The sequence below is a fragment of the Ferroplasma acidarmanus Fer1 genome (assembly GCF_000152265.2).
Lineage (GTDB): Archaea > Thermoplasmatota > Thermoplasmata > Thermoplasmatales > Thermoplasmataceae > Ferroplasma > Ferroplasma acidiphilum.
On the sequence record NC_021592.1, the window covers coordinates 1,455,063 to 1,468,685 of the forward strand.

The window sequence follows — 13,623 nt, forward strand, 5'->3', positions numbered from 1 at the left end:
ATATTTTCATTGCCTGATAATTTTATCCTGTAAATTTAGAATTCTCCCAATCAGTTAAGCAATAATCTGGCATATGGAAATTATGCAGTTAAATTTCATTGAAAAGTGAGTAATATCCACTGCATTTGTTATATTAATTAAACATGCTAAACGAACTTTAAATATTTGCCTGCAATACAACAATATGTATTCATACGAAAAAACTTTAAACAAAAGTGCTGAAGAAGTATTTGGGGGGCTCCACAAGCTTCTGAAGGAAGCAAACTGGCTAATTATTTCATACATTGATCTGAAGGAAATATTTTCCAAAATGCAGAAAGAAATAGAACCGTACTATATACTTGATGTATGTTTTCCACCGGCTGCAGCCGAACTTGTGAAGGATAATGAAGACATCGGCGCTTTTATTCCGTGCAAGGTTGTACTTATTCAACATGGGAATACCACAAAAATACTGATGCCTAAGCCATCTGTTCTTTCCAAAGAGTACCTTGATACAGATGGGAAGGTGGCAGAAAAATATGAAACCACGTTGATGGGCATGCTGGATAAATTATAAATTCATAAAGTTTATTCGTTAAATTTTATATGCAATCCTATTGATTGCTAAAAAATCTCCGATGCTGGTTTTCGGCCAGGTTACAAATTCACTATTTGGATATATTGGCTTATTTTTTATTATTAGATTTGTAGGGCTGCAATCATGGGGATACCTCAGCTTTTCCCTGGCATTTATAGGTGTATTGAGCATTATCGGGGATCTGGGATATGGAACTGCACATCTGAAATACCTCTCATCCGGAGAATATGAAGAGGGTGTGTGTACCGGTACATTTTTGACAATAAGGACAGTACAGACTTTAATTACAATATCAATTGTCCTGGGGTCACTGTTTATCTGGATAAATGTTTTGCACAGGGGGTTCCAGAGCAATGTAGAAATATACGCTATAATACTTCTTCTTCCATATTTTTTCTTTGCACGGTTGAAGGATGTTCCCATCATATATTACAATTCTAAACTGAAATCTGCCCGTATGTCAATCCCCCAGATTACAGAAGCAGTGGTAAGGAATTCACTGTTTATAATCCTCGGCGCAGTATATATTCTCAGAATACCTGGTTATAATACAGTATCTGCAGCCATTTTACTGGCTATTATTTACAGTATTTCCTATTTTATCTATTTCCTGTTGTCTGTATTTCTAGGAAGACCGTGGAAAGTTAACAGGCCATCAATGGAACTCTTCAAGAAATACACAAAACTTGCATATCCCCTGGCACTGGCATCGATTATCGGGTCTGTAAGTGGAAACATAGATAAGGTTTTAATTGAATTTTACTGGCATGCTGTTGCAACAGGGGCATTTGCAAGCCTGCAGCGTATAGCCAGCCCAATTACAACCTTCTCAGGGACAATAAGCATATTTTTTATTCCACTGCTCATGAAAAGCCAGGGGTCCAGCGATAAAAACTTCAAAACAGATATTTCATTATTTGAAAGGATAATATCTATATTCATATTGCCACTGGTAATTATCTTCGTTGTTTTGAGGGTATATGTGGCGAATCTATGGTCTGCTGCCCTGATACCCTATGCCGACATACTGATATTTCTCACACTTGCAGCCTACCTTGTTGCAATAAATTCTGCTTATTCTTCAAGCCTCGTGGCCAGGGGACTCACTAATAAAATAGGAAAAATTACGGTAATCGCGCTCATAATCAACATCTCCCTGGATCTGCTACTTATACCTCCAGATGTGTTTGAAATACGTATCTTCTCACTTGGAGTCCTGGGCGGTGCTGTAAGCACTTTTGTTGCCATGCTGTTTGAGACCGTGGCTTACCGGGTTACTGTAATAAGGGCAGAAAAGATGAAACCTGATTTGAGGATATTTTACCAGTTATTGCCCATCCTGGCACAATCCATGTTCCTTTTCGGTATAACCAGTTACATAAAAATATACAGTATCCTCCTGTTTATCCCCGTTTCAGTAGCATCAGTTATTGTATTTTTGGGAGTCGCCGTACTGTCAAGGCAAATAACTCTTAACCAGATACTGGAATTTATAAGGGCTTTAAACCCATTTTCATTTGGAAAGCAGCTACATAATGAATAAGTTTATATTATATAGCTAAAATACAGGGTATGGAAGAGATAAGCATAGATGAATTCCATAAGATAGATATCAGAGTTGGAAAGGTAATAGAGTGCACAAAGGTCGAAAAATCAAGAAATCTATTGAAAATTATAGTTGACCTTGGAGACCAGCAAAAACAGATCATATCAAGCATTTCAAATTGCTATTCTCCAGAGGATATGATGGGAAAGCAGCTTGTTGTTATAAATAATTTAGCCCCTGCTAAATTCATGGGCCTGGAAAGCCAGGGCATGCTTCTTGCTGTAGAGGATGAAAATGGTGTCTCCCTGTTAAAGCCAGATCGGGAAGTTTCTCCTGGCACGAAGGTACATTAATGTCACTTGCCGATGATTACCGCCCATCCGATTTAAATAGCCTGCTGTTAAGCAATGAAGCAAGGCAAGCCATGATTTCATGGATCGATTCCTGGATGAACCATTCAGAAGTCAAAAACTCACTGATACTGTGGGGCCAGCAGGGAATAGGAAAAACCAGTGCAGCATATGCACTTGCCAGTTACGCCGGGCTTCCTGTGGTTGAAATGAACGCATCTGAACAGAGGAATAAGGAAAGCATGAAAAAGATTGCATTAATGGCATCACAATACAGGAATCTTTTTGATGATGACGCCAGAATGCCCGATAAACTCATACTCATAGATGAAGCAGACAACATATTTGAATCCAGAAGCAGGTCCTCGGGTGGTGATACAGGAGGCATGTCAGAGCTTCTTGAAATCATAAAAAACACAAAAAATCCGGTTATAATTACAATGAACGATTACTATTCTTTTAAATCTAAAAATAATGCAAGGGAAATAGTTTCCAGATCGGTAGAAATAGAAATGACCCCATATAAAAGAAAAAATGAGGTAAACTATAAAATATTCACTTCAGGCGTGCACAGTGTCCTGAAAAATATAGCTATAAAGGAAAATATACATATAAATGACCATGAGATTGATGGGATTATAAGGTCAAATGAGCCCGATATTAGAGCCATGATAAACGACCTTTACCTCTACAGTTCACGTGAAAACGATTACGGGGAGAATAGCAGGGACAAATCAGAATCAATCTATTACCTCACATCAGATACATTCAGGGGAAATGATTACGATACGATTATATCAGCTCTGTATAAAATGGATGAAGATACTGATTTTTATATGAAGTGGATTGATGAAAACATTCCATATGAGTATACAGACCCGGTAGACCTGAAGAATACATATGACCTGATTTCAATAGCAGATATCTATTATGGGAACAGGTTCAAAAATTTCTCACTTGCCAGTTACGGCATGGAAATTACAGCCGGCATATCAGTGAAAGCAAAAAACAGGAATGACCATTATGTGAAATACAATTTTCCATCATTTATCAAGAAAATGGCTATGAGGAAAAAGAATTTTGAACTTTACAATACAATTAATTTTGCAGGAAGGATGGGGGCAATTTCCCATACATCAACGGCTACAATATCTGGCAATATGTGGTTTTACCATATAATGAAACAGAAGGATAGAAAATTATATTCATTTTTATCCACACTGCTTGGAATAACTGAAAAACAAACACACAGCGCTAAATAATAGTCTATAAATGCGGATTGTTTTCAATCCGGTGCGAGAGGGCTTTCTTGCATTTTTTTATTGTGCCGCTGACAGTTATTATATTACCGCCCTTTTCACGTATTATGCTGCATATGGTCGGTTTATTCAACTGATTGCACATATAAATACTGAAATTTTCAGTTCTATATTTCCTCTTAACTTCATAATAGTTATACAGGTATCTGTCCATTCTTTCGGGTTCTGACTCCCAGAATACAAGCACATACCTTTTCCTTATTAATGACCCTTTCAATGAATAGTTAATGGTTCCTTACTATTTTGAGTTTATCATAATCAGGTTAGGCATTAAGCAATATTCTGATCCTCTTGCAGTAAAATACTATGGAAAACCGCATTCAGTTAGAAAAATAAATATCCCTACTATAATCAATCCTCTAAAATGCCTTATCCCGGCTAAGTTTATTTTCTATGTAATAATTGTATACAAATATTTGATTTTATGACTGAATTTCAATTGTAAAGGTAATCTGATCAGTTGATGTTATTTATCCAATGGGGCATAATTGCCATAGGCGAAATAAAAATCTATAAATATCATTTATAAATGAAGTAGCAACTAAAAGTGAATAATATGGAAACTTCATACAGCTTAATTAGAAATGAATGGAAGCATTTAAAAAAATCAAGTATATACGGCTTACAGAAAGAAAGAATGATATCCTGGAGAAGGGGAAATTCCATTGAGAGAGTGGATCGCCCTACAAGGCTGGATAAGGCTAGAAACGTCGGATATAAGGCAAAGGAAGGCTATATAGTGGTAAGGGCAAGAGTAAGGAGAGGCGGACAGCACAAGCCCAAGATAATGGGAGGCAGGAGGCCAAGGAGACTTGCATATACCAAGATGACATTAAAGAAAAACATACAGGTAATTGCCGAGGAGCGTGTAGCTGATAAGTACCCTAATACCGAAGTGCTTAATTCATATTATGTGGGCGAGGATGGACTTTACAAATACTATGAAGTTATACTTGTAGATAAAGCCACACCGGCAATATACAATGATAGCAAAATTTCATGGATAGTTGAGCCACAGAATAAGGGCCGTGCTTACCGTGGCCTCACATCAGCAGCTTATAAGAACAGAGGGCTGGGACATGGGAGACTGGGAAGTGACAAGAGCAGACCTTCTATACGGGCAAATGGAAGACTGAGGAAATAATTTTTAAAGCCACGGTGGCCCAGTGGTACGGCGCCAGCCTTGAGAGCTGGTTCCCTTGTGGATCGGGTGTTCGAATCACCCCCGTGGCGTTTCAACAATTATGCGCCAGCAAGGTGATATTGTGGACGAACTGGATGAATTAAGAAACAAAGCTATTGAACTGTTATTAAACGTTGATATAATAAGGGATTGCACCTATGTAAACAGGGATGATTTTGAGCAGGGAACCCTGGAATATGAAGATCTGGATTACCAGGATAAAAATATGCTCTTTACCATTGACGATTTCACAGTGCTAAATTTAAAGGGTGATAAAAACCATGTGGATAAATTGATTATCAATTTTAACGGCATACATGGGGATGACCCGGAGAATTTTGATGATGTTGACTTTTACATGGAGAAATATTCTGATATACTGGAGAAGAACGATAATGTCTCACTTATAAATATAATACCCCTGAGGACAAATAGAAAGGAAACGTTTCTGGCTTTATTTGATAGAACGGAATTTAACGGGATAATTACATTTGATTATATAATAAATACACTTTTTAAAAGTTATATATTGCCTGTAATAAATATAATAAAACCCGGGGAAGTCCTTATACTTGACAGCAGGCTAAAAAACTCTATAAAAAATGTTCTTGAATCTGATACCAGCATTGATGTGCCTCCAGTATCTATGTTCGACGATATTTCCAGTTACAGAGAAAATTATGATTAAACTATATATGAACGTTTGTTATTTCATTTCATGCAGGTAAGGCCATACAGGAAGTCTGATTTCCATGGTGTATCAATTATAGAGAAAATGGCATTTGGAGACGAGGCATATTCCAATTTTATGCTTAAAGGCATTTTAAATAGCATTAATGGTTTTACATATGTCCTTGATGACGGTTCAAAACTCCATGGGTACGCAACAATGGGACCCTTAAATGAACAGGCAATAGATATAGAAAGTATAGGGGTTCTTCCGGAAGACCAGGATATGGGATACGGAAGTATGCTGATTACTGCAATAGAAGCAGAAGCCAGAGCGAGAGGATATTCTATTATTATACTCGAAGTGAGGGAGAAAAACGATCATGCAATTAAATTCTATAAAGCCCACGGGTATGAAACATTTGAGTTAATTAATGGGTATTACAGTATGCCGTTCAATGGTTCAAGAAATGCTTACAGGATGAGAAAAAATATATAATTCAATGCTTTTTAATTCTATTCAGCATCATATTAAACTCAGACCTGTTCCGTTCCTGCCTGAATACAGAAATATCAAAGAATAAATCATGTTTTTCATGTTTTTTTGATATCATAATAATGCAACTCTTCAGTATATTTTATTGCCCACAGACATTTTCCTATTTAAAAATAATATATAGATATTACTCGTGTTCTGCATTGCGTTTTTCAAGTTCGGCATCGATTTCATCATCTTTCTCTGCTGGCTTATTGCTTTTTGCTGATCTCTTTGTCAGGAAATTGGTCAGCAATTCATCCTCGGAGATTGGTGAATCTGAATTTTCACTGAAACCAAGGTTTTCATTTATGCGCTCCACCTGATCGTTTATAGAGTTAAGGTTATTGTCAGCGATATCCTTGATGCTTGCAAGTGATCTGAGATAACTTGCCTGCTGGTCCGGTGTAATTTTAAGTGCCTGGAATACAACCTCACTTTTTCCAATAAGGTCCATAGCTTTTCCAGCATCGTTATACATATCCAGCTGTGATGATATGGAATCTAAGAGTATGTTGGTACGATCGAAATATGTAGTAAATGCCCTTACGTCTTCTATCTGCTTTTCAAGGCCACGTTCAATATCGTTATAATTCCTTTCCTGAGCAGCCTTTCTGCTCTCTTCCAGGGACTGCGCCCTTTTTAAAAGGGCCCTTATTGCCCTTTTTAAATTCATCTGTAAATCCTTAATTTTGACTTTAGTTTCTTCCAGCTCTTCGTCCTTTGAGAGCTTGGGTTTTTTCTTTGGCAAAATAGACATAATATTTATAGTATTTACGTGATAATAAATATTTCGGTTTAACCATACTGCCTCATATCTTCTGTTCCGTATAATTTTCATATGGATATTTTATCTATATATAATATAATATTCAGGAACCCAGCAGGAAGCTGCCACCATCTGTTTATAATAATATTATTTTATTAATATATTAAATATGTAATTATTAATACAGGCAAATATTATATTCCGAATAAATATGTTGTAGTAAAATATGTCTGTTAAAAATAATAATTTTAAGATAATAATAATTATTGCAATATATGCCACGATATCTTCAATCATTGCCAGCTCAGTAATGATAGTCATTGAACTACTCGGGCTTAAAATTCTGCTACTCTATATAATTTCATATGCTATAATTATGGCAACAGATATCGCCATTCTTTATTATGCGATAGAGATCATAATGGAAAGATACACTAAAATGCTCAAAATTATCAATGAACCGGTAGCAAATGCACCCAGACCCGGTGTTGAAAGAAAAGCTATAGAGTTAACAGATTCTGAAAGCGCAATTGTATCCATACTTGAGAAGAATAATGGCAGAATAATGCAGAACTCATTAACAGGCAAAACAGGCTATTCAGCTCCAACAATATCGAGAATTTTAACCACTTTAGAAGAAAAGGGTGTAATAGATCGTAGAAGGCATGGCATGACAAATGAAATATCTCTTAAAGAAAGGTGAAATATATTTCAGTGAAATGCATTTCAGATAACAGTTAAAAGCTTTTTCAGGATACATATGCATGGAAACAAAAAAAATAATCTGGCTAATAATAGGGCTGGCAATATTTGTAGTGGCACTGAGTATGGTGTCTTTCTTCCTGTACGGGAGGCCGGACATAGCGACTCGTTATTCAGGAGTCTATCCATCAGCAACTGGATTTCCCGGCAGGTTCGCATTTATAATCATGCCCGTGATGGCAATTATATCTATATTAATCCTTATACTTTTTGTAAGGTTTATTATGAGAATGGCCGGTGGAAGCTCATGCCGCAGGGATATGATATATGACAACTCTGAAGCAATATTGAGAGAAAGATATGCAAAGGGCGAGATATCAGAGGAGGAATATAAAACAAGGCTGAACAATCTGAAAAACCATTGAACTTTAAATTAATTTTTTTATAATTTTATAATTTTTTATGTACTTTACAGATTTAAGATATAATCCTGGTATTTTCTAAGAAGCCCTGCATCTATGGATGGCCGTATCTGTGAAATGACTTCCAGCAAATCATCTGTGGACACATCAATTTTATTGCCTGTTTTTATTACTTCCATAAATACATTCTGTACAGCTTTCTTGCATATAAATTCTATATCAGCTCCAGAATACCTCTCTGTTTTATTTGCAAGTTCATCATAATCAATATGGTCTATGTGCTTAACCTCTGAAAGCTTCAACTGGAAAATTTTCTTTCTTGATTCATAGTCCGGTGGTGGAATATATATCTTTACATCAAATCTTCCTGGCCTCATAATTGCCTCATCGATTCCCCAGGGATTATTCGTTGCGGCTATGATAAATACGTTTCTGTCTTTCTGGGATGTTAACCCGCCAACTTCGGTGAGAAGCTGTGAAACACCTCTCCTGGCAGCATCAGATTCTGAGCCTGACCTCTTTGGCACCAGCGTATCGATCTCATCAAAAAATAATATGGATGGTGATAATAGATAGGCAGCACGGAAAAGGAGGGAAATATTTTTCTCAAACTGGCCGAACCACTGGCTGTAAAGTGTTGATGGATTTACATTTATAAAATTGGCTTTTACTTCATTCGCAATAGCCTTAACGATGAAGGTTTTTCCGGTGCCTGGTGGGCCATAAAGAAGCATGCCGCCGCTGAATTCAATATTATATTCCTGTGATAGCTCTTTATACCGCATAGGGTATATTATCTTTGACATAATCTCTGTTTTTACATTTTCTAATCCAGCAACATCCTGAAATGTAACTTTTGGAATCTCAGGTGGCTCTATATTCAATGTCCCAAGTATCTTTTTCCCCTCAGAAATCCTGTCCTCCTCAACAGCTTCTCCACCTATGGATTCATATATTTTTTTAAGGTTGGCTGCCTGCTCCAGCCTTTTCTGTTTTATTTTTCCCGTTGACCTGGAAGCTATTTCCAGAACCTCCTTATATGCTGCCTTATAAGTTCTGGCTGCTTCATTTTTATTCCCTGAGGATTCCTCCTCAATTGCTTTTCTAATCAGAAGGCTTACATGGTCAATTTTTGTTTCAGTCATAGTACTGCTCCGTGTCATCAACATTTACCGATGTCTGGCTGTATAGTTTTGTATGTTTCCACCCGCATGAAATAAAATCAAGCTTTAACTTAACAATGTAATCATTGGGAAATATGGCATAAGAAGTCAACTTTATGGCTATCTGTTTTGGGAAAAAAAGGTAATCCTTGGCTTCTTCACCCTGTCCACTATAAAATATCATCTTTACCCGACTTCCAATAATCTGGGTGTAATCCTTTGGCCCTGTACGTATCTGGGGGTTCAGGCTCTCATTCTCATCAATAAATTTCTTAATCTGTTCAATGGTTCCATTCAGTAAACAGCCCACCTTAATTGTATACATTTCAAGAACCTTTTTAGGGACATTAATGTAAACTTTCGAAGCAAGTTCATTTTCCATTTCATGATCCGATAACCGGATTAATGTCCGCACGATAAGGCTCATAATTCTCCTTAAATATAATAATATCACATTATTTAACTTTATTTGTGTATTGTTTTATATTATCAGGTAGTTATCAATAGGTGAAGTACAATCTGAGTAATAACCGATAAGCTTTAATTCCCCAATCAATTACGTTAAATATATCATGGAATCATATGAAGTAAAGGAAATGCCAATCTCCTATAGCAGGGAAATAAAATTATCATTCTGTGCAGTAGCGGATGAAATTTCAGACCAGATGAAAAAATCACTTGAAAGCATAATAAATGTGGCTGAGGAGATAGGATACCCTTATGAACTTGTGATAACTACCCACATTCCTGTAGATGTTAAATCAGATAAAATTAAATTTATCAATGAAGCATTTACCACACCGGGTGCCGGGAAACAGCTGGCATATATTCATAGCAATGGAAACTACCTGATAATATTTAACCCATATAATATATACAGCCCTGAAACATCGGACGTTGTTCACAGTTTTCTTGAAAAAAGGGAAAAAAGGGCGTTAATATATAATTTAATCGTAATTTCACGTGATCTACTGGATAAAACCGGGGGATGGAGAGATCTACGGGAGTATGAGGATATAGACCTTCTAGCCAGAATTGCAGCAGAAGGTGGTATTGTGGCATTCCCGGCAGAGCGGTATGATTCTTTATTGTACAGGGTTCCAGATAAAGAATCGTTTATAGATAGATTCTTAAATTTCCGCGACGCCATAATCTCATGCAATTTTGGTTTGAAAGATATAAAAATATTCCATATCGAGCCATTTTATGTATCGTTCATATCCTTGCTGTTGAGCAAATTATCAAGAACGAAACCTTACAAATTCAAGGAAAATAATCGTATAATAGTTATGGAAGGCATAATGGAATCGTTGATTTTGAAGGATTTTGAAAATTATTTCATTCCTGTAACTATTCCAAAACTACACATCAGCTCTACCGAGCTTAATTATATGGAAAAAAGGAGTTACCTGTGGAACAAAGTTAATAAAAGCATTATGGAAATAATACAGGTCAGTGATAATTAATTTTCCAGCTGCTAACTTAGCAGAGCTGTCTTTTATGCATTTTTAAATCAATAAATTTTATAAAACTTCTATCTGTTCGAACTAAACACTCCAGATAAGGATAAATATCAAATATAGTTACCTGGACATGGATACAGGCATCATTTATAGAAAAGCCAGTTTAGATGACGTACCTTATATAGCAGATATCTGGAATCAGGGAATAGATTCAGGGAATGCGACCTTTGAAATAAAGAAAAGAGACCCGGTGTGGACATCTGACTGGCTTGTCAAACGTGACCCGAGGTATGTGGTGCTGGTTGCCGGTAACAGGAATAACATTCTCGGCTGGCTTTCCCTGAACCCATTTTCCAGCAGGGAGGCATATAGATTTGTTGCCGATATTTCTATTTATGTAGAAAACAGCTATCATGGTAGGGGAATCGGTTCTGGCCTTCTTGACCACGGCATAATAGAAGCAAAAATAAACGGATTCCATAAACTGGTTTTAACCATGCTCCGTGACAATGAAATTGCCAGGAAACTTTATATTTCCAGAGGTTTCAGCACAGTTGGAATCATGCATGAACAGGGCATTTTAAATAATAAATGGATTGACACCGAAATTATGGAAAAAATATTATAAATTATTATAGAGTTAAGGCCAATTAATATCTTTCAAAGCCAGATATAACAGGGCCGTCCTCTCTGGAATTTTATCAACAACTATGTACTCATTTTCAGAGTGGGCTCCAGCACCTACAGCTCCAAGCCCATCTATAACCGGGCAGTAATATGAACAGAAATTTCCATCACTTCCTCCGGCAACAGAAGCTTCATCCAGATCTAGCCCGAGGTTTTCACCAATTTCCCTGACCTTCAGGAAAAGCTCTTTTGAATCTTCACTTTTTACAAGAGGAGGCCTCAATTTGTATTCCAGTTCCTTTCTGGAACCGTGGAATCTGAGAGGAGTATTTTCCAATGCTTCTATAATCCTTTCTGATTCTTCCGGCAGTTTGTATCTTATATCCATTATCCCTTCACAGTAATCCGGTATCACATTGGATCTGGTACCTCCATTTATAACATCTAAATTTATGGAAGTGCCTTTCTGTTTATCGTTTAATTTCTCTATAACCGGTATCATATAAGCCATCTCATATATTGCATTTATGCCTTTTTCCGGTTCAAGGCCGGCATGTGATGCTTTTCCATAAATCTTTAGGGTTATTGTACCAACTCCACTTCTCTCTGTCTTCAGGGCTCCATCAAGGGATGGTTCCATTACAAAGGTGAAAATTGATTTTTTTGCCTCACTGATAATAAGGTCCTTAGAGGAGCCTGATTCTATTTCTTCATCTGAGGTGATTAGAAGAACAATGCTGTATTTTAACTCCTTATTTTTCACAAGTGCTTTAAGGGCATACACCGTCTGTACCAGCCCTGTTTTCATATCAAATCTCCCCGGCCCATAGCCCTTTCCATTCTCAACTTTAAATGGCCTTGATTTAATAGTACCTTCAGGAAAAACAGTGTCATAATGGCATAGTAGAAGTATCCGGTTATCTGATTTACCCTTTATGGCCAGGCGCAAATCATTTCCCGCACTCTCTGATTTAATAATTTCCGGGGCAATTCCCAGATTCTCTTTCAGATAACCTGCCATATACCCTGCAAATTTATCCAGAAGCACTTTGTCTGTTGAAGGAGTTTCCATCTCTACTAATGATTTTAAATCTGATAGCATTGAATCCTGCTGGCTTTTGAAATACTGGAATACATTATTCATGCTATTATCCCCTCTTCAACGGTATATTTTTTTAGATACTCTTCACTGATTTCAACACCGATGCCTGTACCCTTATTAGGCTTAATTGTGCCATTTTCCATTGTGAATGGATTCTTAACTATGTCATTTTTAAAGTATTTGTCATTGGGCGATGTGTCTCCAGGATAATTAATATCAGAAAGAGATGCCATGGAAACATTAAAGGACCTTCCGATTCCAGTTTCTAACATTCCTCCAATCCATACATGGCCCTTGAATTCCTTCACTATTCCCATAACTTTTAAGGAATTTCCGATTCCGCCTAGCCTTCCCTCTTTTATGTTTATAACCTTACACGCACCCATTTCAAATGCTTTCTGTGCCTTCTCCGGTGAAGTAATAGATTCATCCAGGCATAATGGCGTGGATAATCCCTTTGCAAGCCTTGAATGGTATATTATATCATCATGGTACAGGGGCTGCTCCAGATATACAAGATTGTATCTGTCTATTTTTTTAATCAAATCAAAATCCTTCTCGGTATAATCGCTGTTGGCGTCTGCACTTAAAACTATATCCGGAAAATTGTCCCTTACAGCACTTAGTATACCTATTTCCTTTCCCTTCATTATTTTGACTTTAATTCTTTTATATCCACGGTCAAGGGCTTCCTGTATCTTCTTTAATGTAACGTTTATATCATCCATTCCAAGTGATATTCCAACGTTTGCATATCCCCTGCTGTGCCCTATGTAATCTACCAGGGATTTTTTATTTGCTTTTGCATAATAATCATAGAGAAGCATTTCCATGGAAGCTTTTGCCATATTATTGCCTTTTATAAATTTTACCTGTTCATTGAATTCATCCGGCTCTGGAAGGCCTTTTACTACTGGTGCAAGATACTGTTTTACAATATGGAATACTGTATAATTATCTTCTGAGCCATAAAAAGGATTTTCGTCGGTAACACTTTCAGAATAAGCAGTTATTCCATTATGTTCAAGCTTGAAAACATAAACATCCTTGTTTACATCTGTTCCGAAGCTGGTTGTGAATGGGCTTATCAGTGGCATTTTTAGCTTGTGGTAAGTTATTTTCATAAAAATATAATACGTCTGGTTATAAATCTATTCCTATTTTCCAGTTTTACCATTTAGCATTATTTCTGG

16 protein-coding genes and 1 tRNA gene are annotated in these 13,623 nt (G+C 36.8%); 12 read left to right on the plus strand and 5 right to left on the minus strand.

From position 1 onward, the window contains the following. The first annotated feature begins 184 nt into the window (after positions 1-184). From FACI_RS07450 to FACI_RS09845, 8 genes are all read left to right on the plus strand, one after another. Complete coding sequence (locus tag FACI_RS07450; RefSeq protein ID WP_009887530.1) at positions 185-559, plus strand: DUF302 domain-containing protein; 375 nt, start codon at positions 185-187, stop codon at positions 557-559. A 40-nt stretch (positions 560-599) separates the two neighbouring features. Further along, the gene (locus FACI_RS07455; RefSeq protein ID WP_148285744.1) at positions 600-2,123 is read left to right on the plus strand and encodes an oligosaccharide flippase family protein; all 1,524 of its coding nucleotides are present in this window, start codon (positions 600-602) and stop codon (positions 2,121-2,123) included. Between the two features lie 29 nt (positions 2,124-2,152). Then, a complete protein-coding gene (gene metG / locus FACI_RS07460) occupies positions 2,153-2,479 on the plus strand; it encodes a methionine--tRNA ligase subunit beta (protein WP_009887532.1) in 327 nt (108 codons plus the stop codon). Continuing rightward, positions 2,479-3,738, plus strand: a complete 1,260-nt coding sequence (locus tag FACI_RS07465; protein WP_009887533.1) for a replication factor C large subunit — start codon at positions 2,479-2,481, stop codon at positions 3,736-3,738. The genes metG and FACI_RS07465 overlap by 1 nt, the downstream gene beginning before the upstream one ends. Positions 3,739-4,351: 613 nt before the next feature. Further along, positions 4,352-4,939: a 50S ribosomal protein L15e gene (locus FACI_RS07480; protein ID WP_009887536.1), complete on the plus strand. Its 588-nt coding sequence runs from the start codon at positions 4,352-4,354 to the stop codon at positions 4,937-4,939. An 8-nt stretch (positions 4,940-4,947) separates the two neighbouring features. After that, a tRNA-Ser gene (locus FACI_RS07485) sits at positions 4,948-5,028 on the plus strand. A gap of 32 nt (positions 5,029-5,060) precedes the next feature. Then, the gene (locus FACI_RS07490; protein WP_048074066.1) at positions 5,061-5,666 is read left to right on the plus strand and encodes a hypothetical protein; all 606 of its coding nucleotides are present in this window, start codon (positions 5,061-5,063) and stop codon (positions 5,664-5,666) included. 30 nt (positions 5,667-5,696) lie between these two features. Further along, on the plus strand, positions 5,697-6,146 hold the full coding sequence (locus tag FACI_RS09845; RefSeq protein ID WP_009887538.1) for a GNAT family N-acetyltransferase: 450 nt from the start codon (positions 5,697-5,699) through the stop codon (positions 6,144-6,146). A 184-nt stretch (positions 6,147-6,330) separates the two neighbouring features. Here FACI_RS09845 and FACI_RS07500 read toward each other — a convergent pair whose 3' ends face one another. Beyond that, positions 6,331-6,942 carry a hypothetical protein gene (locus tag FACI_RS07500; RefSeq protein WP_148285745.1) on the minus strand — a complete coding sequence of 204 codons (612 nt, stop codon included), beginning with the start codon at positions 6,940-6,942 and terminating at the stop codon, positions 6,331-6,333. A gap of 235 nt (positions 6,943-7,177) precedes the next feature. On the opposite strand from FACI_RS07500, the gene FACI_RS07505 reads away from it, so the two are divergent. Together FACI_RS07505 and FACI_RS07510 are read left to right on the plus strand one after the other, a co-directional pair. Continuing rightward, positions 7,178-7,654 carry a helix-turn-helix transcriptional regulator gene (locus FACI_RS07505; protein WP_009887541.1) on the plus strand — a complete coding sequence of 159 codons (477 nt, stop codon included), beginning with the start codon at positions 7,178-7,180 and terminating at the stop codon, positions 7,652-7,654. A gap of 61 nt (positions 7,655-7,715) precedes the next feature. Continuing rightward, complete coding sequence (locus tag FACI_RS07510; protein ID WP_009887542.1) at positions 7,716-8,078, plus strand: SHOCT domain-containing protein; 363 nt, start codon at positions 7,716-7,718, stop codon at positions 8,076-8,078. A 44-nt stretch (positions 8,079-8,122) separates the two neighbouring features. Here FACI_RS07510 and FACI_RS07515 read toward each other — a convergent pair whose 3' ends face one another. Both FACI_RS07515 and FACI_RS07520 read right to left on the minus strand, forming a co-directional pair. Continuing rightward, positions 8,123-9,220 carry an ATP-binding protein gene (locus tag FACI_RS07515; protein WP_009887543.1) on the minus strand — a complete coding sequence of 366 codons (1,098 nt, stop codon included), beginning with the start codon at positions 9,218-9,220 and terminating at the stop codon, positions 8,123-8,125. Next, entirely contained in the window at positions 9,213-9,620 is a 408-nt protein-coding gene (locus FACI_RS07520; RefSeq protein WP_009887544.1) for a hypothetical protein, read from the minus strand. The genes FACI_RS07515 and FACI_RS07520 overlap by 8 nt, the downstream gene beginning before the upstream one ends. A gap of 190 nt (positions 9,621-9,810) precedes the next feature. Here FACI_RS07520 and FACI_RS07525 point away from each other — a divergent pair, with 190 nt between their 5' ends. Then, positions 9,811-10,704, plus strand: a complete 894-nt coding sequence (locus tag FACI_RS07525; protein WP_009887545.1) for a glycosyltransferase family protein — start codon at positions 9,811-9,813, stop codon at positions 10,702-10,704. Between the two features lie 127 nt (positions 10,705-10,831). Then, complete coding sequence (locus FACI_RS07530; protein WP_009887546.1) at positions 10,832-11,329, plus strand: GNAT family N-acetyltransferase; 498 nt, start codon at positions 10,832-10,834, stop codon at positions 11,327-11,329. A 12-nt stretch (positions 11,330-11,341) separates the two neighbouring features. Here FACI_RS07530 and FACI_RS07535 read toward each other — a convergent pair whose 3' ends face one another. Next, positions 11,342-12,472, minus strand: coding sequence for a M20 family metallopeptidase (locus FACI_RS07535; RefSeq protein ID WP_009887547.1), 1,131 nt, complete (start codon positions 12,470-12,472; stop codon positions 11,342-11,344). Then, positions 12,469-13,554 (minus strand): o-succinylbenzoate synthase, encoded by a 1,086-nt coding sequence (gene menC / locus FACI_RS07540; protein ID WP_009887548.1) that lies wholly within the window; start codon positions 13,552-13,554, stop codon positions 12,469-12,471. Before menC ends, FACI_RS07535 begins: the two co-directional genes overlap by 4 nt. Between the last annotated feature and the right edge of the window lie 69 nt (positions 13,555-13,623).

Excerpts from the sequence above, each read along its gene's own strand:
- FACI_RS07450 (WP_009887530.1), top strand. The coding sequence starts at position 185 with ATGTATTCATACGAAAAAACTTTAAACAAAAGTGCTGAAGAAGTATTT.
- metG (WP_009887532.1), top strand. The coding sequence starts at position 2,153 with ATGGAAGAGATAAGCATAGATGAATTCCATAAGATAGATATCAGAGTT.
- FACI_RS07465 (WP_009887533.1), top strand. The coding sequence starts at position 2,479 with ATGTCACTTGCCGATGATTACCGCCCATCCGATTTAAATAGCCTGCTG.
- FACI_RS07480 (WP_009887536.1), top strand. The coding sequence starts at position 4,352 with ATGGAAACTTCATACAGCTTAATTAGAAATGAATGGAAGCATTTAAAA.
- FACI_RS09845 (WP_009887538.1), top strand. The coding sequence starts at position 5,697 with ATGCAGGTAAGGCCATACAGGAAGTCTGATTTCCATGGTGTATCAATT.
- FACI_RS07500 (WP_148285745.1), bottom strand. The coding sequence starts at position 6,942 with ATGTCTATTTTGCCAAAGAAAAAACCCAAGCTCTCAAAGGACGAAGAG.
- FACI_RS07505 (WP_009887541.1), top strand. The coding sequence starts at position 7,178 with ATGTCTGTTAAAAATAATAATTTTAAGATAATAATAATTATTGCAATA.
- FACI_RS07510 (WP_009887542.1), top strand. The coding sequence starts at position 7,716 with ATGGAAACAAAAAAAATAATCTGGCTAATAATAGGGCTGGCAATATTT.
- FACI_RS07515 (WP_009887543.1), bottom strand. The coding sequence starts at position 9,220 with ATGACTGAAACAAAAATTGACCATGTAAGCCTTCTGATTAGAAAAGCA.
- FACI_RS07520 (WP_009887544.1), bottom strand. The coding sequence starts at position 9,620 with ATGGAAAATGAACTTGCTTCGAAAGTTTACATTAATGTCCCTAAAAAG.
- FACI_RS07525 (WP_009887545.1), top strand. The coding sequence starts at position 9,811 with ATGGAATCATATGAAGTAAAGGAAATGCCAATCTCCTATAGCAGGGAA.
- FACI_RS07530 (WP_009887546.1), top strand. The coding sequence starts at position 10,832 with ATGGATACAGGCATCATTTATAGAAAAGCCAGTTTAGATGACGTACCT.
- FACI_RS07535 (WP_009887547.1), bottom strand. The coding sequence starts at position 12,472 with ATGAATAATGTATTCCAGTATTTCAAAAGCCAGCAGGATTCAATGCTA.
- menC (WP_009887548.1), bottom strand. The coding sequence starts at position 13,554 with ATGAAAATAACTTACCACAAGCTAAAAATGCCACTGATAAGCCCATTC.